This window comes from Streptomyces sp. NPDC048277 (assembly GCF_040652235.1).
Lineage (GTDB): Bacteria > Actinomycetota > Actinomycetes > Streptomycetales > Streptomycetaceae > Streptomyces.
This window is the reverse complement of record NZ_JBEZLQ010000025.1, coordinates 134329-154666: the sequence shown is the minus strand read 5'-3', so window position 1 is coordinate 154666 and position 20338 is coordinate 134329. Positions and strand designations below refer to the sequence as shown.

15 protein-coding genes are annotated in these 20338 nt (G+C 71.0%); 7 read left to right on the top strand and 8 right to left on the bottom strand.

All coding sequences use genetic code 11. The features are described from left to right. The first annotated feature begins 61 nt into the window (after positions 1-61). Positions 62-3817: a hypothetical protein gene (locus tag AB0D85_RS39960; protein WP_362331851.1), complete on the top strand. Its 3756-nt coding sequence runs from the start codon at positions 62-64 to the stop codon at positions 3815-3817. Between the two features lie 433 nt (positions 3818-4250). Here AB0D85_RS39960 and AB0D85_RS39955 read toward each other — a convergent pair whose 3' ends face one another. Further along, the gene (locus AB0D85_RS39955) at positions 4251-4859 is read right to left on the bottom strand and encodes a TetR/AcrR family transcriptional regulator (RefSeq protein WP_362331848.1); all 609 of its coding nucleotides are present in this window, start codon (positions 4857-4859) and stop codon (positions 4251-4253) included. 68 nt (positions 4860-4927) lie between these two features. On the opposite strand from AB0D85_RS39955, the gene AB0D85_RS39950 reads away from it, so the two are divergent. The 4 genes from AB0D85_RS39950 to AB0D85_RS39935 all read left to right on the top strand — a co-directional run bounded on the left by AB0D85_RS39950 (position 4928) and on the right by AB0D85_RS39935 (position 9307). Beyond that, the gene (locus tag AB0D85_RS39950; protein ID WP_362331845.1) at positions 4928-5755 is read left to right on the top strand and encodes an SDR family oxidoreductase; all 828 of its coding nucleotides are present in this window, start codon (positions 4928-4930) and stop codon (positions 5753-5755) included. Positions 5756-6551: 796 nt separating this feature from the next. Further along, positions 6552-8102: an amino acid permease gene (locus AB0D85_RS39945; RefSeq protein WP_362331842.1), complete on the top strand. Its 1551-nt coding sequence runs from the start codon at positions 6552-6554 to the stop codon at positions 8100-8102. 94 nt (positions 8103-8196) lie between these two features. Further along, positions 8197-8871 (top strand): TetR/AcrR family transcriptional regulator, encoded by a 675-nt coding sequence (locus tag AB0D85_RS39940; protein WP_362331839.1) that lies wholly within the window; start codon positions 8197-8199, stop codon positions 8869-8871. A 40-nt stretch (positions 8872-8911) separates the two neighbouring features. Beyond that, complete coding sequence (locus AB0D85_RS39935; RefSeq protein ID WP_362331836.1) at positions 8912-9307, top strand: carboxymuconolactone decarboxylase family protein; 396 nt, start codon at positions 8912-8914, stop codon at positions 9305-9307. A gap of 256 nt (positions 9308-9563) precedes the next feature. On the opposite strand, the gene AB0D85_RS39930 is transcribed toward AB0D85_RS39935, so the two are convergent. The 7 genes from AB0D85_RS39930 to AB0D85_RS39900 form a co-directional block, all read right to left on the bottom strand. Then, positions 9564-10370, bottom strand: coding sequence for an SDR family oxidoreductase (locus AB0D85_RS39930; RefSeq protein WP_362331832.1), 807 nt, complete (start codon positions 10368-10370; stop codon positions 9564-9566). A gap of 186 nt (positions 10371-10556) precedes the next feature. Beyond that, complete coding sequence (locus AB0D85_RS39925; RefSeq protein ID WP_362331829.1) at positions 10557-11792, bottom strand: D-arabinono-1,4-lactone oxidase; 1236 nt, start codon at positions 11790-11792, stop codon at positions 10557-10559. A 23-nt stretch (positions 11793-11815) separates the two neighbouring features. After that, complete coding sequence (locus AB0D85_RS39920; protein ID WP_362331826.1) at positions 11816-13246, bottom strand: aldehyde dehydrogenase family protein; 1431 nt, start codon at positions 13244-13246, stop codon at positions 11816-11818. Positions 13247-13286: 40 nt separating this feature from the next. Beyond that, on the bottom strand, positions 13287-14387 hold the full coding sequence (locus AB0D85_RS39915; RefSeq protein WP_362331823.1) for a mandelate racemase/muconate lactonizing enzyme family protein: 1101 nt from the start codon (positions 14385-14387) through the stop codon (positions 13287-13289). A 273-nt stretch (positions 14388-14660) separates the two neighbouring features. Beyond that, positions 14661-15260, bottom strand: coding sequence for a GntR family transcriptional regulator (locus AB0D85_RS39910; RefSeq protein WP_362331820.1), 600 nt, complete (start codon positions 15258-15260; stop codon positions 14661-14663). A 151-nt stretch (positions 15261-15411) separates the two neighbouring features. Continuing rightward, a complete protein-coding gene (locus AB0D85_RS39905) occupies positions 15412-16812 on the bottom strand; it encodes an aldehyde dehydrogenase family protein (RefSeq protein ID WP_362331817.1) in 1401 nt (466 codons plus the stop codon). A gap of 8 nt (positions 16813-16820) precedes the next feature. After that, positions 16821-18296, bottom strand: coding sequence for an aldehyde dehydrogenase (locus AB0D85_RS39900; RefSeq protein ID WP_362331814.1), 1476 nt, complete (start codon positions 18294-18296; stop codon positions 16821-16823). A 176-nt stretch (positions 18297-18472) separates the two neighbouring features. Between AB0D85_RS39900 and AB0D85_RS39895 the strand changes: the two genes are divergently transcribed. Continuing rightward, the gene (locus tag AB0D85_RS39895) at positions 18473-19354 is read left to right on the top strand and encodes a dihydrodipicolinate synthase family protein (RefSeq protein ID WP_362331811.1); all 882 of its coding nucleotides are present in this window, start codon (positions 18473-18475) and stop codon (positions 19352-19354) included. A 102-nt stretch (positions 19355-19456) separates the two neighbouring features. After that, complete coding sequence (locus tag AB0D85_RS39890; protein ID WP_362331808.1) at positions 19457-20338, top strand: dihydrodipicolinate synthase family protein; 882 nt, start codon at positions 19457-19459, stop codon at positions 20336-20338.

The following is a 20338-nucleotide window of genomic DNA, read 5'->3' as shown; positions in this document are numbered from 1 at the left end:
TTCGCTGCGGGACGGATGTGGCTGGTCGCGCAGTTCCCCGCGCCCCTAAAAGAAGGCCGCCGTGTCTCAGGAGGTGGACGAAGTGGCGCGTCCCGAGGGTGCTCTCGATCCGGATGCCGGACCCGTGCCGCTGCTCGCGCATCAGTTGCGGGAGCTGCGGCGGACGGCCGGGGGTCCGTCGTACCGGAGCATGGCCGCGGTCTCCGGGGTGTCCGCGACCACACTGTCCCGGGCGGCGGCCGGGGAACAGCTGCCCACCTGGAATGCCGTACGGGGATATGTGCTCGCCTGTGGTGGGGACCCTGCGGAGTGGGAGACCCGCTGGAAGGAGACGGAGGCGGCGCTGGCCGGCGCCGTACGGGAGGAGGAGCGGGACGCGAGTCCGCCGTACCGGGGGCTGGCCCGCTTCGAACCCGGTGACCGGGGGCTGTTCTTCGGGCGGGAGCGGATGCTGGCGGAGCTGGAGCGGCTGGTCGGGGAGCATCGGCTCGCGGTGCTGTTCGGGGCGTCCGGCAGCGGCAAGTCGTCGCTGCTGCGGGCCGGGTTGATCCCCCGGCTGCGGGAGCGGGTCGCCGGCGGCACGGGCCCGGCGGTGCTGCGGATCCTCACGCCCGGGCCCAGTCCCGCCGCGGCCTACGGGCACCTGCTCGCCCCGGCGGCGGACGGCGCGCCGGAGAGCTGGGTGGTGGTCGACCAGTTCGAGGAGCTGTTCACGCTGTGCCGGGACCGTGCCGAGCGGGCCCGTTTCATCGACCTGCTGCTGGCCGCGCGGGCGCCGGACAGCGGGCTGCGGGTGCTGGTCTCCGTCCGCGCCGACTTCTACGCCCGCTGCCTGGAACACCGGGGCCTGGCCGACGCGCTGCGGGGTGCCGCGCTGGCCCTCGGCCCCATGACGGCCGAGGAACTGCGGGAGGCGGTGGTCAGGCCGGCCGCCGCGACCGGCCTGCTGGTGGAGCGGGAGCTGACCGCCCGCATCGTCGACGAGGTCCAGGGCGAGCCCGGCGGGCTGCCGATGCTCTCGCACGCCCTGCTGGAGACCTGGCGCAGGCGCCGCAGCCGCATGCTCACCCTGGCCGCGTACGAGGCGGCGGGCGGGGTGCGCGGCGCGATCGCGGCGAGTGCGGAGGAGGTGTACGGGCAGTTGGACCCGCGGGCGCGGACGACAGCCCGACGGCTGCTGCTGCGGCTGGTCGAACCCGGGCGGGGCGCGGGCACGCCCGACACCCGCCGCCCGCTGCCCCGGGCGGAACTCGACGAGTGGGCCGATCCGTTGGTGCCACGTGTCGTCGAACTGCTGTCCCGGGCCCGGCTGTTGACGGCGGACGAGGACGGTGTCCAGCTGGCGCACGAGGCGCTGATCACCTGCTGGCCCCGGCTCGCCGACTGGCTGGAGGAGGACCGCGAGCGGCTGCGCGACCACCGGCGCCTGACCGAGGCCGCGCTCGCCTGGCGGGAGGCCGGCCGCGACACGGGCGCCCTGTGGCGGGGCACCCGCCTCGACCGGGCACAGGATCTGCTCGGCCCCGAACTCACCGGGAACGAGAAGGAGTTCATCGAGCGGGCCGGCGAGGCCCGGGACGCGGAACACCGTACGGCCGCCCGGGCCGCCCGCCGCTCCCGGCTCCTGCTCACCTCGCTGTCCGCCGTCCTCGCCGTGGCGCTGGCGGCCGGGCTGCTGGCCTGGACCCAGCACAGCGCGAACGGCCGCCAGCGCACCGAGGCCGCCGCCCGCCGGATCGCCGCCGTGTCCGACTCCCTGCGGACGACCGACCCGCGCACGGCGCTGCTGCTCAGTGCCGCCGCCTGGCGGCTGTCCCCGCTGCCCGAGTCCCGCCGCGCCGTGCTCGCCGCCCTCGCCCAGCCCGGACTGGACGCGTTCACGGTCCCCACGCCGGACGGCCCGAGCCCCGTCCTCGCCGACTCCGGCCGCACCCTGCTGACCGTCGACGGCACCACCTGGCACACCTGGAACGTGACCACGCACGCCGGCATCGCCTCGGGAACGCTGCCGGCCGGTGCCCAGCTGATCGCCGCCGCCCCCGACGCCCGGGTCCTCGCGCTCTCCACCCCCGACGGGATACGGCTGTGGGACACCGCGCGGCGCCGCTGGACCGGCGCCCCCGAACCCTTCCCGCGCCGTTCCACCGACATCGCCTTCGGCGGCAGCGGCCGCAGCTACCTGCTGAGCGACCAGGACTCCGGGCGCCTGCAACTGCGCTCGGTGGCCGACGACCGGCTGCTGTACGAGACCCGGGCGCCCGGTGTGGCCGCCGTCGCCCCGGACCCGGAGGACCGGCAGATCGCCGTATGCACCCCCGACCGGGGACTGGAGGTATGGGACCGGACCGCGCACCGCGGGCTCCCCGGCGCCTGGCAGGGCGCCCGGGACCTGTGCGCCGCCGACGACGTACGGCTGGTGTTCGGCCGGGGCTCCGACGTGGCCGAACACCGGCTCGCGCTCGTCTCGGCGGTGGGCGTCCACGTCTGGGACACCCGTACGGGACGGCAGTTGGCCGCCCCGGACGACTCGCAGGTGGACTCCGCCGCGTTCAGCCCGGACGGGGCGTTCCTGGCGACCGCCGACACCACGGAGATCAGGGTGTGGCGCCTGGCGGCCCCCGGCGCCCCCGTCTTCCGCCACACCCTCGACGACCAGCAGGCCTACGGCGCCCTGTCCTGGGACCCTGCCCGCCCCACACTCCGCCACCTCTCGGACAACACCGTCCGCTCCTTCGACGTGACGACACCGACGACATCGTCCTGGCGCGCACACGCCCTGGCAGCCGCGCTGCTCGCCCCGGACGGCGACACGCTGGCCACCGTCGAACACACCGGTGCCGCCTACCACTTCACCCTGCGCTCCACCGGCCACACCGAACGGGCCCACCCCCTCCCGTCCCTCCCATCCCTCCCGGACACCGGGCCGCCGTTGATGACCTTCAGCCCCGATGGACGTACGTTCGCCTATGGCACGGCCCGGCGGATCGTCGTCCGCGACCTGACCGGCGCCCGCGCGCCGGCCACCCTGGCGCTGACACCCGCAGCCCCCGCCGACGACGTGCTCTCCCTCGCCCTGGCCCCCGGTGGCCGCACCCTCTACGCGGCCCGTGCCACGGACGCCGGCGGGGCCGTGGACGAGGTCTGGGACACGGCGCGTGCCCGCAGGACCGGCGTGGTGAAGGGCCTGGCGAGCAGGCACCTGGCGCTCGGCCCCGGCGGCCGGATCCTGGTCGGCGACGACCGTGCCGTCCGCCTGCCCTCGCCTCGCCCGCTCCCCCCGACCCTGGCGCAGGAGGACGGCATCCGCGCCACCGCCTTCACGACCGGCGGCTCCGGGGACTCCGGGGACTCCGGCGGCTCCGACGGCTTCTGGCTGGCGGCCGGTGGCCTCACCGGCCGGGTCACCCTCTGGGACGGCGATCCCCGCGACCGCGCGGCCGTTCTGGACGACGCCTTCCTCCACACCTCGGCCGACGCTCCGGAGGCGGTCACCGCGCTCGCCCTGAGCCCCGACGGCCGTACCCTCGCCGTCGGCGGCGACGCGGGCACCCTCCAGCTCTGGGACGTCCAGACCCGGCAGCCCCTGGGCGGCCCCCTCCCGACCCCGGGCGAACCACTCACCTCCCTCGCCTTCGGCGCCGACGCCGACACCCTGTACGCGAGCGGCACCCACGTCCCCCTCCACCGGTACACCGTCGACCCCGCCCAGGCGGTACGACAGGTGTGCGCCAGGGCGGGAGCGGACCTGACCAGGGCGCAATGGCGGACGTACCTACCGGACGCGACGTACCGGAGGGTGTGCCGGCCGGCGGACTAGCAGGGCGCCGTGATGCCGCGGTGTCGGCGGGCCGGGTGAGGTGGAGATCATGGCGGATGCGACGCGGCGGGCGACGACGGTGGACGTCGCCCGGTTTTTTTCCCCCGCCACGTTGGCCGCGGACATCGGTCGGCTCCTCTCGGACCTCCACAACATCGCCGACGGTCCGGAGGACTCCGGCCTCGCGCCGTACGTGGAACCATCCGTGCGCGGATCCACGGTTGGGCTCCTCGTCCTCGGTCGCCGACCTGCCGCGTGCCCGGCACACGCGCCGTCTGCCGAGTTCGTTCACGGAGCTTGCCGGTCCCGTACAGGCTGCTCGCCGACGCCGAGGAGCTTCGCCGGGCACCGGCCCTGCCGCGGACGGGACGGCCATCTCCACGAGCGCGCGGGCCGGAGCCGTCAGGCCCGCGACAGCCACGGCGCGGGCCGTTCAGCCGCGCAGTCCCGCGAGAAGGATGCCGACGAGCGCGGCGGCTCGTCGTTCGGCGACCGCGGCGTTGCCGGTCAGGAGCTGGTAGAGCAAGGCGCCGACGAGCGCATCGGCGACGGCGGCCAGACCTTCCGGATCGACGTCGGCACGGAGTTGACCGGCGTCGGCCGCGGCGCGCAGCCGGTCGGTGAGCGCCTGGTGCTGGGGGCCGGAGAGCTGCCGGTAGAGCACGTCGGCGTCGTCCGGGCTCTCGGCCGCTGCCGCGGTGAGCGCCAGGACGAGGGGCACGTTGCGCGGATCCGTGGTGATCCGCGTGTACGCCTCGTGCCAGGTCCTCAGGTCCCGCTCGATGTCGCCGGTGTCGGGGGGAGCGACGGCGTGCCCCGGCGTCGTGGCCAGGAGGCTGTGGTGCAGGGCGTCGGCGACGAGAGCGCCTTTGGAGGGCCAGCGCCGGTACACGGTCGGCTTGCCCACTCCGGTGCGCGCGGCGACGCCCTCCATCGAAAGCCGGGCGTATCCGTTTTCGATCAGCAGATCCCGGGTGGCCTCCAGGATGGCCAGGTCCGCCTTCGCGTCACGTGGTCGGCCCCGCCGACGCGCCTCTCCCATCCCCCCATCCTAGGTCCAGGTGTAGGCTCACATTACGAAACGGAACGTAATTAAAATGGGAGTACGCCATGAGCCACAACGTGGTGGTCGTGATCGGGGTCGGCGGGATGGGCCTGAGCATCGCCCGGCGGCAGGGCGTGGGCCGCAAGGTCCTGCTCGCCGACTTCAACGAGGAACTGCTGAACTCGGCCGCCGCAACACTGCGCGGCGAGGGGTACGACATAGCCGTACACCCGGTCGACGTCTCCTCCCGTGACTCGGTGACCGCCCTGGCCGACGAGGCGGCGGCTCTCGGCAGCGTCGTCGAGGTCGTCCACACCGCGGGACTCTCCCCGGTCCAGGCACCGCCCGCCGCGGTCCTGGCCGTCGACCTGCTGGGCGTCGCACTCGTACTGGAGGAGTTCGGCAGGGTCGTCGCCCCGGGCGGGGCGGGCGTGGTCATCTCCAGCATGGCCGGCCACCTGGCCCCGCCGCTCACCGCCGAGCAGGAGCAGGCCCTGGCCCATACTCCGGCCGACGACCTGCTCAAGCTCCCCTTCACCGCCCCGGAGACGGTGTGCCAGGGCGCCTACGGCCTCGCCAAGCGTGCCAACCAGCTGCGCGTCCAGGCAGCGAGCGTGCTGTGGGGCGAGTCAGGCGCACGGATCAACTCCATCAGCCCCGGCGTCATCTCCACCCCCATGGGCCAGGAGGAACTGGCGGGCGAGAGCGGCACGGCGATGCGCGCGATGATCGGCGCGTCGGCGGCCAAGCGCCTCGGCACCCCGGCGGACATCACCGAAGCGGCGGCCTTCCTGCTCGGCCCGGCCGCCACCTTCATCACCGGCACCGACCTGCTGGTGGACGGCGGTGTCGTCGCGGCACTCCGCTCGGGCCACGCGAGGCCGACCGCCTGACCGGTTCCGGGTGACGCGGCGGGCCGCCACACGGCGCCCGCCGCCACGTCCCTTGAGTGGGGCGATCACGTCGTGTGTTCGGCGCCGTCCCAGGGCAGCGCCGAACACACGAGCAGCGCGGCCGGCCTGCAATGGGGCTTCTCGCCCGTGGCGGGCCCGGCGCGCGTAACTGTTCTTCCTGGCCAGATGGACCTTCGGCCCTTCGACGTCGCGATCAACGAGGGCACCGCCCCGGGCGTTCGAGCGGAAGCCGTTGCGCAGACGGGCGGTCCGGCCGAAACCCGTATTGGTCGTCGACCACACGAGATCAGAGAGCTTCCGGGCCGCCGGACCGGCCGGCGCCGATATGCCGAGGAACGCCACGTAGCCGCAGACCGCTACCGCGCTGCCCCTGTCGACCGCGTGGGCGGGATGACCTGCTGCGGACGTGCCCACCGGGAAGCCGAGTGAAGCGTCCTGCGTGAGACCCGGGTCGCGAAGATGAGGCCGCCGGGGACGAAGATCGCGTAGCCGGCCCTGCGGCGAGCGACGAGAGCGCCCTCTTGGTCGAGCCGTCGAGCCGTCGAGAACGGTCGGCCGACCGGCCAGGCTCCTCACCGCGTCTGATTCCCTCTCGCTCCGCAGGCGACCGCACAGCCGCACCCGAAGCGGTCCCTTGACGTCCGTCAAGTGCGGATATGCACTGTTTGTTACCCCTCGCGAAAGGTCTCGTTTCGGCCATTGACACGATCGATAGGCGCGAGCATGCTCAGTAACACATTACCGCTTACCGGTAGCCAATCGATGGGAGTCCAGTGTGAGCCTCCACGACTCGTCCGACGATCGCGAGCTCGCCGCGTTCGGATACAAGCAAGAACTCACGAGGACTCTCGGGAGCTTTTCGACGTTCGCCACCGGGTTCGCCTTCATCTCGATCCTGACCGGCATGTTCCTGCTGTTCGGCTTCGTGTACGGGAGCGGTGGTCCGGCCTCCATCTGGGCCTGGATCGTCGCCGTCGTCGGGCAGTTGCTCTTCGCGCTGGCCTTCGCCGAACTGGCGGTCCGCTACCCGCTCGCCGGGTCGGTCTACAACTGGACCAAGCAGCTCACCCGCGGAACCGGGGTCTCCTGGATGGCCGGAGTCTCGATGATCCTGGCCCTGGTCATGTCGACGGCAGCCGTCGCGCTGACCATGCAGACCATCCTCCCGGCGATATCAACGGCGTTCTGGATCTACGGCGACGGCAGCGGCGCTCATGACAGCTCGATCAACGGCGTCATCCTCGGCACGATCATGATCGCGCTCACCACCGTGGTCAGCCTGGCGGGCAGCAAGGTCCGCTCCTTCGTCAACAACGTCGGGGTGTCGGTCGAGCTGATCGGCTCGGTCGTCCTCATCGTCGGCTTCCTCGTCCACACCAAGCGCGGACCGGCGGCCGTACTGGAGACCAACGGCACGGGCGCGAACTACAGCGCCGGCTACCTCGGGGCCCTGCTCCTGAGCATGCTGCTCGGCCTGATCGTCATGTGGGGCTTCGACACCGCGGGCTCGGTCAGCGAGGAGACCATCGACCCGAAGCGGACCAGCCCGCGCGCCATCATCCGCGCCGTCGTCGCCTCGGGCGTGTTCGGGGCCCTGCTCATCCTGACCGCGGTCATGTCGGTGGACGACCTGAAGAGCGAGCGGATCTCCAAGGAGGGCCTGGCGTACGTGGTCAAGAGCGTCCTGGGCGAGACCCTGGGCGATGTCATGCTGGTCTGCGCCGCGATCGCGGTGTTCGTCTGCGGCCTCGCCAACCAGACCGGCGCGGTCAACATGATGTTCGCGATGGCCCGCGACAACGCGCTGCCCGGCTCCTCCGGCCTGGCGAGGGTGGCGGCACGCGCCAAGACTCCCGTGATCCCGCCCATCATCGTGGCCGTGGTGGCGGTCGCCATCCTCGTCTACAACATCGGGCAGCCGGCCATCTTCCTGACCGTCACCAGCACGACCATCGTCTTCGCCCTGGTCTCCTACATCCTGGTCGTCGCGCCCTTCACCCGTGCCAAGATGAACGGTTCCTGGGGCCGGCCCGACCCGCGGTACTTCAGCCTCGGCAAGCTGGGCCTGCCGATCTGCCTCGCCGCGCTCGTCTGGGCCAGCGTCATGGTCGTCAACGTCGTCTGGCCGCGCCGGGTCCTGTACAACCCCGCCCCGCCCTTCCACTGGTACCTGCAGTGGGGCGGCCTCCTCTTCCCCGTCGTCCTGCTGACCCTCTCGTTCGGGGTGTACTGGTTCACCCAGCGCAAGAAGATCGGCATCCTGCCCGAGCACGCCTCCGAGGTCGCGTCATCCTCAGAGACGCCCGCCGACTCCAACTCCGTATAGGCACCCGATTGGCCTCAGGAGTCGAGCACCCGCCCATGGACGGCTTAACCCTAAGACGATTGACTTAGTCGATTGAGCGTGTTGCCATGGGTGTGTGACCGGAACGAGTTTGAGCTCCACCAAGGCCGAGATCGTGACGGCCGCCGAACGCCTGTTCGCACTGCACGGCATCGAGGGTGTGTCCCTGCGGCAGATCGGTGCCGAGGCGGGGGCCGGGAACAATTCGGCGGTCCAGTATCACTTCGGTTCCAAGGACCGGCTCATCGATGCGGTCATCGAGTTCCGTCTGCCTGCTCTGCATGCGCGGCGGACACAGTTGCTGGAGCGGCACCGCCCCGGTGACCTGCGTGGTCTGCTGATGTGTCAGGCGCTGGCCATCCTGGAGCAGGGGGACCAGCCCGGCAGTCACTACCTGGGCTTCATCGTCACCCTGCGCCAGCAGGGACACCAGGAGCTCCTGGACCGGCTGCCCGAGGAGGTGCGGGCGGTGCTGCACGACTTCCACGAGCGGCTGGGTGTTCATCTGCCGCATCTGCCGGTGCACCTGCGGGCGCACCGGCTGGCCCGGGCGATGACCCTGATCGTGCAAACCGCAGCCGACCGCGAGCGTGCCCGGGCCCTGGGCCGGCCCGTGCCGCCCTTCGGCCTTGAGCTCGCCGACCTGGTCGACAGCCTCGTCGGATCACTCCTGGCGACCCCGTCCCCCGAGTCGCTCGTGCCCCTCACCGAGGACGAGATGGCCGGAGTGGCCTGGCCGCCCTTCATCTGACGGACCTGACGGACCTAGTGGATCTGGTGATCGGAGAGCGATGAGCAGCGCACGTGATGACGGTATGGATCTCCTGCGCCGGATGATCCCGGACCTGGCGGCCCATGACAGCGACGACCTCACGATCGGGGAGGGGTTCGCCACGGCCCTGGGCGAGCAGAGCCTGGAGACCGTGTTCGGCCGGCTGTGGGTGCGGCCCGGGCTCGACCTGCGTGCGCGCAGCCTGGTGACCCTCGGCATCCTCATCGCCCTGCGCGCGGACAGCGAGCTGCGGATCCATTTCCCCACCGCCCTGCGCAACGGCCTCACACGGGAGGAACTCGAAGAGGTCGTCTTCCACTCCGCCGCCTACGCGGGCTTCCCGGCCGCCGCACTCGCGGGAGCCGTCGGCCGCGAAGTCCTGGACCCGGCCCCGCCCGAGGCCCCCACGGCCTGAGTACCACCAGAGCCAGGAACTCCACCGCGTCCGCGATCTCCAGCATCGTGCCCTGGCGGGCGAGCGGGGTCCGGGCGAAGACCTCGGACAGCACCCGGGCGACAGACTCCGCCCGCCCGCCGTCGATGTCCGCAACCAGCACCCGGTGACCATGACTAAACCGCCGGGCCACCACCGCGAGCCGACGGTCCGGCCGCCCGCTCCCGTGCGTTCCGTCCACGGCGTTCCCCGCTCCTCCTGAGTCGTGCGCCGCTGCTCAGCGGTCGGTCATGGCGGCCGTCTGCCGCTCGATGAACGCGTTCCAGTCACTCGCTCGCTCCACGAGAACGTCACGCACGTGTTCGTGCGTGCAGACCATGAACGTGTTGTCCACCACCGCCTCGGCCACCTGCTCGCCGACGGTGTCCGCGTCCAGGACGGCGAACTGCCCACCCGGGCCGCGCGTGGCGACGGCGGGGCCGAAGCCGGGGCCCAGCGAAGCGGCGATGTTCGTCTTCACCGGTCCCGGGCACAGCACCGTCACCCCGATCCCCTGGGGTTGGAGGTAGACCCGCAGGCCTTCGGAGATCTGCACGACGGCCGCTTTGGACGCCGCGTAGGGCAGTCGGTCGTACGCGTAGGTGTAGAGGCCCGCGAAGGACGCGGTGTTGACGATGTGTCCACGCCCCTGCTGGAGGAGGTAGGGAAGGAATACGGCGTTGCTGCGGACGACCGACATGAGGTTGATGTCGATGACGCGCTGCCATTCCTCGACCGGGATGTGCTCCGGACGGCCGCGCGTGAGCACCCCGACGTTGTTCATCACGATGTCGACCCTGCCGAAACGGTCCAGGGCGGATGCCTTCAGCTCGTCGAAGGCCGTCTCACCGGCGACGTCGCACCACACGGCGAGAGCACCGGTTCCGTAGGCCGCGAGCTCCTCGGCGACGGTCTGTGCAGCGGGCGCGTCGATGTCGGCCACGAGGATGTGCGCTCCCCGCCGGGCCAGGGAGTGGGCGGTGGCGCGGCCTATCCCGCCGGCCGCGCCGGTGATGACGGCGACCGCGTTCCGCAACGTGTCCATACGGCTCCCTGCTCGGCAACGGGGTGCCGGCGGGTCCGCACACCCATGTGCCGATGTCAGCACGGATCACCGAATAAGTCAACTGTCTTAGAAATGGGAAACAAGGCTCCTGCTGACGCGCTCTCTGGTCCGAGGTCCTGAGAGCGCGTCAAGTCGGTCACCCGGCCGGCAGGGCGGAACGAGCCGCTACCGGCCGATCTCGAAGAGCCGGCGCAGATAGTCGTTGGCGAACCGGCCCTCGGGGTCGAACTCGGCGCGGAGGCGGCGGAAGTCCTCGTAGCGCGGGTACACGTGGGCGATGTCCTCGGCCGTGAAGGAGTTCCACTTGCCCCAGTGCGGGCGGGCTTCCATGGGCTGGAGGAGTGCCTGGACCTCGTTGAAGAAGGGCGTGTAGTCGGTGCCGATGAGTCCCGAGACGGACACGGAGACCGTCTCGCGGCGGTGCTGGGGGGAGAGCCAGGCGTCGTCCTGCTTCTGCCAGCGGATCTGGACGGGCGAGTCGACGTCGGGGTGCTTGGTCAGCATCAGGTCGCGCAGGGCGCTGAAGCCGTCCCTGTCGCGGGTCGCCGGGAGCATGTATTCGAGTTCGTGGAAGGTGGGGTCCGTGGTGGTGTCGGGGTAGACGAGGTAGCTGCGTCCGATCCGGCCCTCGGGTGTGTGGCGCAGTTCGTAGGAGTCGTCGATGTCGACCTTGTCGAGAAGCTTGACCAGGGCGTGGTCGGTGGGCACCGGGTCGAACCCGTAGAGGGCGTGGGCGCGTTCGTTGGGCATCCACCAGAAGGAGAAGTGCCGGTGGGCCGCCTTGAGGTCGTCCCACCGGTCGAGGATGTCCTCGTAGGCCATGATCCGGTACTGCTCGCGCAGGAAGTAGCGCGGTTCCATCCGCACTTCGACCTGGGTGATGATGCCGAGGAGTCCCAGCGAGACCTGCGCGGCGGCGAGTTCGTCGCCCGAGTCGATCCGCCGGAGCTCGCCGGAGGCGTCGACGAGTTCGGTCATGCTGATCCGGGCCGCCAGGTTGGTCTGGTTCACCCCGGATCCCTTGGTGCCCGTGCTGGTGGCGCCGGTGATCGTCTGGATGTCGATGTCGCCCTGGTTCGCCATGCTCAGCCCGGCTTCCCACAGCTTCGGGCCCAGTTCGCGCAGCGGGGTTCCGGCGAGCATGGTGGCCTTCTGGCCGTCGGTGTCGATGCTGGTGATGCCCTTCAGCCGCGACGGGTCGATGAGCAGGCCGTCGGTGGGGACGATCGGCATGATCGAGTGCCCGGAGCCCGCTGCCCGCACCGTGCGGCCGGCCGCGAGGGCCTGCCGGACTTCGTGAGCGACCTCGTCAGGCGTGGCGGGGTCGGCGATCCTGGCCGGTTCACAGCTCTGGTTCAGACCCCAGTTGCGCCAGCTCGGTGTCGGCGTCGTTGCGTTCACGTCCGCGTCCTCGTCCTTCGGTTTCAGTGGTGGCTGGTGAGTACGTGCTTGAGCCGGGTGAACTCGGTGGCACCCATCAGGCCGTTCTCGATACCGAATCCGGACTCGCCGAATCCGTTGACCGCGCAGTCGGGTCCGAACAGGAGGTGTTCGTTGACCCAGACCATGCCGGCCCGCAGGTCGCGGGCGAAGCGCGCGGTGCGCCCGGTGTCGGACGACCAGACCGAGGCCGACAGTCCGTAGGGGGTGCCGTTCGCCATGGCCAGCGCCTGCTCCTCGCCCCGGAACGGCTGGACGGTGACGACCGGCGCGAAGACCTCGGTCTGGACGAGTTCGTCGTCCTGCCGCAGCCCGGTGATGAGGGTCGGCTCGAGGAAGAAGCCGTCGCTCTCCGGCCGCTTGCCGCCGGTGAGGACCTCGGCCGTACCGGAACGACGGTCGAGGAGCCCCAGGGCGCGGTCGAGTTGCTTCTGCGAGATCATCGGGCCCAGCGTCGTCGCCTCGTCGCGGGCGTCGCCCAGCCGTACGTTCTCCAGCTCGGCCTTCAGGCCGGCGACGAGTTCGTCATGGGCGGACTCCTCGACGAGGATGCGGCTGGAGGCCATGCACTCCTGGCCGGTGTTGAACAGGGCCGAGGCGGCGAGCAGCCGGGCGGCGCGCGGGATGTCGGCGTCGGCGAAGACGACGGCCGGCGCGTTCCCGCCCAGTTCCATCACCGACTTGCGCAGCCCCTGGGCGGCTGCGACGGCGACGGCTCGCCCGCCGGCCACGGAACCGGTGAAGCTGACGACGCCCACCCGGGGGTCGGCGGTGAGGGCTGCTCCGGCGCCGGGTCCGTCGCCCATGACCACGTTGAGCACGCCGGGCGGCAGGATCTCGTTCGCGATCTCGACGAACCGGACCGTGCTCAGCGGAGTGAGCTCGGACGGCTTGATGACCATGGTGTTCCCCACGGCCAGCGCCGGGACGATCTTCGCGATCGCCTGGAGCAGCGGGTAGTTCCACGGGGTGATGGCACCGACGACACCGATGGGTTCCCGCCGGAAGGAAGACGTGACTCCGTCGAGGTACTCCCCCGACGCGTTGGCGGTGAGGCTGCGGCCCGCGGCGGCCGAGAGGCGGATGCCGTCGACGCAGTCGGGGAACTCCTCGTCGCGGAAGGCGGAGACGGGCTTGCCGGCGTTCGCGACCTCCAGGTCGACGACGTCCGCCGCGTTGTCCTCCAGCGCGTCCGCGAGCCGGGTCAGCACCTTGTGCCGGCCGGCCGGGGTCAGCCGCGACCAGCCGGGGAAGGCGGCGTCGGCGGCGGCGACCGCGTCGGCGACGTCGGCCGGTGAGGAGTCCGCCACCTCCACGATGGTCTCCCCCGTCGAGGGGTTGAGCACCGCCCGATCGCCGGAGGCCCTCGCAGGCGTCGGTCTGCCGTTGACGATGTTCTGGAACCGGGTCGGCATGAGGTGGGTCCTTTGCGGGTTCGCGGTGCTCACAAGGCGGTCAGCGGACGGTGAAGACGTTTTCGAGCCCGGAGGTCGAGACGGTGATGCCGAGCCCGGGTCCGGTGGGCGCGGAGCCGCGGCCGTTCTGCGAGCGCGGGTGGTAGCCGGCGACGTGGCCGTCGGTCCAGTCGTTCATGAACGAGGCGTTCTGGAAGTTCTCGGGACGGGTGCTGGCCGCCAGGTGGCTGACCGCGGCGCTGACCACGTCACCGCCCCACGTGTCTTCCATCGAGATCATCATGTCGAGGTCCTGCATCAGGTCCCGCATCCGGGCGGCCTGGGTCAGGCCGCCGACCCGGCTGATCTTGATGTTGACCGAGACGGCACCGGCGTCGTACTTGGCACGGAAGACGTCCTTGAGGGTCAGGATGGACTCGTCGAGCACCAGCGGAAGCGACGAGTGGCGCATCACGAAGACGCAGTCGTCGGTGTCCCGGCAGGGCTGTTCGACGAAGATCGGCAGGTCGGCCATCTCCCGCAGCGCGATCTGGGCCGCCCGCAGGTTCCAGCCGCCGTTGGAGTCGGCGACCACCAGTGTGTCGGAGGCAGCCGCGTCGACGACGGCCTTCGTGCGGACGGCGTCGTCGAAGGGGTCGTTGCCCACCTTCAGCTGGAACCGCTTGATGCCCGCCGCCTCGCGCCGGACCACGAAGTCGGCCATCGCTTCCGGGGCCGCCAGCGGGACGGCTTCGTAGAGGGGGAAGTCGTCCTGGAGGACTCCGCCGAGCAGGGCCGAGATGGGCAGTCCCGCGGACTGGCCGAGCAGGTCCCAGCAGGCGACGTCGATGGCGGCCTTGGCGTAGTCGCCGCCCAGCAGGACGTCGTCGAGGACGCGGCGGATCCCGTTGACGTTGGTCGGGTCCTGACCGATCAGGGCGGGCGCCAGGGTGTTCAGGGCGGCCCGCACCTCGGCCCAGTGCGTCGGCAGGTAGCGGTTGCCGAGCGGAGTGATCTCACCCCAGCCCTCGGCCCCCGCGTCGGTGCGCAGCCGCACCAGCGTGCCGATCTCGGAGGTGGCGGCGCGGTTCCCCGACATGACGTACTCGCCGTGCGCGTAGCGCAGGTCGTAACCGAAACAGTCGACTGCGTCGATCTTCATGGTCAAGTTTCCCTTCGTCTGCCGTCCGCTGGAGAAGCTGGAGAAGGCGGTCGCGCATGCGGGTTCACAGGCTGATGAGCGTCCGACCCGCCTCGTGGGGATGTCCTGGCAGCACGAGCCATCCTGGCGGCATGGTATTAGGTAGTGGGTAGCATACTACGTACTACTAGAGCTGGAAACCCTCTGGTGATGCGATTGCGATGGGGCAGGCCGGACGGAGCGCAGGAGTCAGCGCCGCCCGAAGGACGGCCGCTCCCGGCGGCTGATGGGTCCTCAGCCGGCCCAGTCGCCGCGGACGTGCTCGAGGTGACGGGACATGAGCGCCTCGGTGGCGGCCTGGTCGCCGGAGACCATGGCCGCGAGGATCTCGGCGTGCTCCAGCGCGGAGGCCGTGAGCGTACCGCTCTCGATCAGCGACTGCAGACCGAACAACCGGGTCTGGTCACGCAGGTTCTCCACGGCCTGGGTCAGCCGCGGGTTCCCGAGCATGCCGATCAGCCCCAGGTGGAACACCCGGTCCTGCTCCAGGTACTCGACCACGTCACCGGTTTCGGCAGCGCTCACGATCAGGTCCGCGACCGCCTGGTACTCCGCTCGCGCCGCGGCCACTTCGGCCCTGCCCGCGAGCCGGACCATGGCCGGCACCTCGAGCATGACCCGCAGCTCCAGAATGTCCTGGCGGTCCTTTTCGCTGAGTGAGACGACGAGGAAACCGCGGTTGCGCACGGGCTCCATCAGCCCCTGGTTCACCAGGGTCAGCATGGCCTCGCGCACCGGGCTGCCCGAGACGCCGAGTTCCGCGGCCAGCGCCTGGGCCGAGTAGATCTCTCCGGGCTTCAGATCACCGGAGACCAGGCGCTGTCGCAGGATCACGAGTGCCTGGTCACGCAGACTCGAACGTGTGAGCCGACCCACCGCCTGCGGCACCGTGCCCCCTCGGGTTCGAGTTACTGGTGGATTACATACTACCGGACCCGACCGGGACGCCCGCTCCGTACCCTCGCGGCGGGCAGCGCCTGGAGATCTAGGACGTCTGGCGGGGGCCTGGGGCAACGGTCACGGTCTGCGTCCCGGTGTAGAAGTCGAGTGCGGCCTTACCCTGCTCACGGGGTCCCGCGCTGGAATCCTTGTCCCCGCCGAAGGGCATGTAGAAGTCCACGCCGGTGGTGGCGGCGTTCACCCTCACCATGCCCGCCTCAAGCTGGTTCGCCACGCGCAGGAGCGCCTCGATGTCCCGGCCGTGCACCGACGCCACGAGGCCGTAGTCGACGTCGTTCGCGGCGGCGACCGCCTCCTCGACGGAATCGACGGTGACGACGGCGGCCAGCGGGCCGAAGACCTCGTCGTGCAGCAGCCGGTGGGCTGCGGGCAGGCCGAACACCAGGGTCGGTGGGACGTACCAGCCGGCGTCGGGGAGCGGGCGCGCCGTCTGCAGCACTTCGGCTCCGTCGGAGGCCGCCTCGGCGACCGCCGCGGTGAACGTCTTCGCTGCCTGTTCGTCGATCAGGGGGCCGACCGCGGTGTCCGGCTTCACGGGATCACCGGGCTCCATGCCCGCCAGAGCGGTGCGCAGTGCAGGGAGAACAGGGTTGTCGTGACCGACGACGACGATGCGCCGGGTCGCGGTGCACTTCTGCCCGGCGTAGCCGGCCACCGCGGGCAGCAGGGTGCGCGCCGTGTGCTCGGGGTCGGCGTCCGGGAGGACGACGGCCGGGTTCTGGCCGCCCATCTCCGCCTGTACGGGAATGCCGCGCGCCGTCGCACGCTGGGCGACGCTTCGCCCCACCCGGGTCGAGCCGGTGAAGGAGACCACGTCGGCGGCGTCGATCAGCGCCTCGACCGTCTCTCGTTCTCCGGCCACGACCTGGAAGAGGTCGCCGGGCAGCGCCGCCCGGGCGAGACGCGCCAGTTCGTCGGCGACGCCGAGGGCGTCGAGGGACGGCTTCAGGACGACTCCGTTGCCCGCGGCCAGCGCGGGCGCGGCCTTCCACAGGGGAATGGCCAGCGGGAAGTTCCACGGGGTGATCAGCGCCGCGGCACCGTGCGGCCTGCGCCGGGTGTAGGCCAGGGTGTCTCCGGCGGACGGGAAGGTCGAGCCGGTGGGGTCGAAGACCTGCTGGGCGTAGTAGCGGACGATGGCGACGGCGCGCGCCACCTCACCGGTCGCCTCGGCCAGGGGTTTGCCGACCTCGCGCACGATGAGGTCGGTGAACGCGGAGGCGTTCTCCTCGATCAGGTTCGCGAAGGTGTGCAGCGCGGCCGCGCGGTGCGCGGGTGCGTCGACGGCCCAGGCGCGGGCCGCCGTACGGGCCGACGACACGGCCGCGGCGGCGTCGTCGGGGGTCTGGGCCCGCTGGGTGAAGACGACCTCGTGGGGCCGCTGGGGGCTGCGGCTGGTCAGCGTGCCGGCCGAGGCATCAGTCACAGAGCCGGTCATCGCAACGTCACCCAGATCGTCTTCAGCTCGGTGTACTGGTCGAAGGCTTCGAGGCCCTTGTCCCGCCCGCCGAAGCCCGAGGTGCGGTAGCCGCCGAACGGGGTCGTGATGTCGCCCTCGCTGTAGCCGTTGACGGCGACGGTCCCCGCGCGGACCCCGCGGGCCATCCGCAGCGCCTGGTCGATGTCCTTGGACCAGACGGTCGCGGCCAGGCCGTAGTCGGTGTCGTTGGCCAGGGCAACGGCCTCCTCCTCGGAGTCGAAGCCGAGCACGGACACGACCGGGCCGAAGATCTCCTCGCGGGCCACCGCCATCGAGGGCGCGACGTCGTCGATCACGGTCGCCCCGACGAAATTGCCTCCGGTCTCCTCGAACAGCCGGGTGCCGCCGGAGCGGACCGTCGCGCCGTCCTTCTGCGCCTGCTCGACGTAGCGCATCACCCGGTCGAGCGCCGAGGGCTCGATCAGCGGGCCCATTTCGGTGTAGCGGTCGGAGGGGTCGCCCACCTTGCGCTCGGCCGCCAGCGCGGTGAGCAGGTCGACGAACTCCGCCTTGACCGAGTTGTCCACCAGGATCCGCGACCCCGCCGTGCAGTTCTGGCCGGCGTTCCAGAACGCCGCGTCCGCCAGGTCCTCGGCGATGAGCTCCAGCCGGTGGGCGTTGTTCGCCATCACGATCTGCGGGCTCTTGCCACCGCACTCCAGCACGACCTGCTTGAGGTTGCTGTCGGCCGCGTAGCGCAGGAACGCCCGTCCGACCTGGGTCGACCCCGTGAAGGTGACCACGTCGATGTCGTTGTGGAGGCCGATGGCCTTGCCCGCCACATGCCCGAGCCCCGGTACGACGTTGAAGACACCATCGGGCAGCCCGGCCTCGGCGGCGAGTTCGGCGATCCTGATCGTACTCAGCGGGGCGAGTTCGGCCGGCTTGACGACGATCGAGTTGCCCGCGGCCAGCGCGGGCCCGATCTTCCACGACAGGGTGGCGGCCGGGAAGTTCCACGGCAGGACCGCGCCCACGACGCCCACCGGCTCGCGGGAGATCAGGCCGAGAGCGTCGGAACCGGTGGGGGAGATCCTGCCGAAGACCTTGTCGACCGCCTCCGCGTACCAGCGGATGGTCGCGATCACGTCCGGCAGGTCCAGGTTCTCGCAGTCGGAGATCGGCTTGCCCGCGTCGATGGAGTCCAGGAGCGCGATCTGCTGAAGGTTGGCCTCCAGCAGATCCGCGAACCGGAGCAGGACGGCCTTGCGCTCCGCCGGAGCCCGGCGGCTCCAGCGCCCGTCCTCGAAGGCGGCACGGGCGGCGCCCACCGCACGGTCGATGTCGGCCGGTCCGCACGCACTGGTCGTGGTCAGGACCTGGCCGGTGGCCGGCGAGACGCAGTCGATCGTCTCCCCGGACAGGGCGTCGGTGAACGCCCCGTTGATGAAAGCCTGGCCCTTCGTCGCGGCCGGCAGAGTCGAGGTCACGAGAGTTCCTTCGCAGTAGATGATCAAACACTGCATGGGTAGTCGGTTACCCACCACCCCAGTAGATGGCGACGATCCGCCCCTGTCAAGCGCCCCTGCGGCGACCGCACGGGACCCGTTGCACCCCACAGTTCGAGGTAGTACATTACCGATTACAGATTAACGAAGGAGACCTCATGCGCCCATGGCACGGCATCGTGGTTGCCACGACGCTCCCGCTCAACGACGACCTCTCGATCGACTACGACCGCTTCCAGGAGCACGTCCGTTTCCTCAGCGAGAACGGCTGCCACGGCGTCTGCCCCAACGGTTCGCTCGGTGAGTACCAGGTACTCACCGCGGAAGAGCGCGCCAAGCTGGTCGAGCTCGCCGTCGAGGCGGCTCCCGAGGGCTTCAGCGTCATCCCCGGAGTCGGCGCCTACGGCTCGGCGGAGTCGCGGCGCTGGACCGAGCAGGCCGCGGCAGCGGGCGCCGACGCGGTGCTCGCGCTGCCCCCCAACTCGTACCGCGCCAACGACGAGGAGGTCGTGGCCCACTACACGGACATAGCCGAGGCGGGCCTGCCGATCGTCGCGTACAACAACCCCTTCGACACCCACACCGACCTCACCCCCGAGCTGCTCGCCCGGATCGCGGAAATCGAAGAGGTCGTCGCGGTCAAGGAGTTCTCCGGGGACATCCGCCGTATCACCGCCATCCGGCGCCTCGCGCCCCGGCTCGACGTGCTGGCGGGCGCCGACGACGTCGTGCTCGAAGCGGTGTCCATGGGCGCCGTCGGCTGGATCGGCGGCTTCTCCAACTCGCTGCCGCAGCTCTGCGCCAAGATCTACGAGCTGGCCCGGACCGGTGACGTCGGCAAGGCGCTCGCGCTGTACGAGCGGCTGCAGCCCGCGTTCATGTGGGACACCAAGCACACCTTCGTGCAGGCGATCAAGCTGTCCCAGGAGGTCGCCGGGCGCTTCGGCGGTCCGTGCCGGCCCCCGCGGCTCCCCCTGGACGAGGAGACCCGCGCCCAGGTCGTCAAGGATGTCGAACTGGCCCTGACCGCGGCCGTCTGACGGCATCCGATGTCCATGCACCCCGTACGCGGTGCATGGACACCGCCCTCCGGAACCCGCGCGGGAACGCCGGACCAACGAGCACCAGAGAGGTACGACGACATGGTCGAGGGCGTGTACACGGCACTGCTGACACCCTTCAGCCCGGACGGCACCAAGATCGACAGGGCTCGGCTCGCACAGCTGATCGAGATCCAGGTCGAGGCCGACATCCACGGACTGGTGGCCTGCGGCAGCACCGGTGAGTTCGCCACCATGTCCACGGCCGAACGCAAGGAGGTCGTGGAACTCACCTGCGAGGTGGTGGACGGACGGATCCCGGTCATCGCGCAGACCGGTTCACCGTCGACGGCCGAGGCCCTGGAGCTGTCCGGCCACGCGGCCGAACACGGGGCTGCGGCCCTGCTCCTCGCGGTGCCCTACTACGGGCCGGTCGACGAGGACGACATCATCGCCTACTACGGTGACGTCGCGGAGGCCGTCGACCTTCCGCTGATGGCCTACAACTTCCCCGCCGCCTCGGGCGTGCCGCTCGGCGTCGACTTCCTTGCCAGGCTGGCCGGGCGGGTCCCCGCCGTCCGGTTCGTCAAGGACTCCTCGGGCGACGAGCGGCAGTTGCTGGACCTGGCGGCGGGCGCCGTCGCGGGCCTGAGTGTCTGGTGCGGGGAGGAGGCGCTGTTCCGGTCCGCGCTGGACGCCGGAGTGAAGGGGTTCATCCTGGGCGCGGGGAATGTGGCACCGCGCCTGTTGGCGGACGCGTACAACGCCGCCCGCACCGCGGACACCGACGCGCTCGACACCGCCACCCGCTCCCTGGAACCGCTGTTCGGCGCACTGGCGGACAGCGCCTACACCGGGACGGTCAAGGCCGCGGTGACGTTGCTGTCCGGGCCCGTGGGACCGGTACGCCGACCGATGAAGGCGGCCGGCGGGGCCGTACTGGAGCGGCTGTCCCCGGTCGTCGCCTCCCTGCGCGACCGCTGA

Excerpts from the sequence above, each read along its gene's own strand:
- AB0D85_RS39955 (WP_362331848.1), bottom strand. The coding sequence starts at position 4,859 with ATGGGAGAGGCGCGTCGGCGGGGCCGACCACGTGACGCGAAGGCGGAC.
- AB0D85_RS39950 (WP_362331845.1), top strand. The coding sequence starts at position 4,928 with ATGAGCCACAACGTGGTGGTCGTGATCGGGGTCGGCGGGATGGGCCTG.
- AB0D85_RS39935 (WP_362331836.1), top strand. The coding sequence starts at position 8,912 with ATGAGCAGCGCACGTGATGACGGTATGGATCTCCTGCGCCGGATGATC.
- AB0D85_RS39930 (WP_362331832.1), bottom strand. The coding sequence starts at position 10,370 with ATGGACACGTTGCGGAACGCGGTCGCCGTCATCACCGGCGCGGCCGGC.
- AB0D85_RS39920 (WP_362331826.1), bottom strand. The coding sequence starts at position 13,246 with ATGCCGACCCGGTTCCAGAACATCGTCAACGGCAGACCGACGCCTGCG.
- AB0D85_RS39915 (WP_362331823.1), bottom strand. The coding sequence starts at position 14,387 with ATGAAGATCGACGCAGTCGACTGTTTCGGTTACGACCTGCGCTACGCG.
- AB0D85_RS39895 (WP_362331811.1), top strand. The coding sequence starts at position 18,473 with ATGCGCCCATGGCACGGCATCGTGGTTGCCACGACGCTCCCGCTCAAC.
- AB0D85_RS39890 (WP_362331808.1), top strand. The coding sequence starts at position 19,457 with ATGGTCGAGGGCGTGTACACGGCACTGCTGACACCCTTCAGCCCGGAC.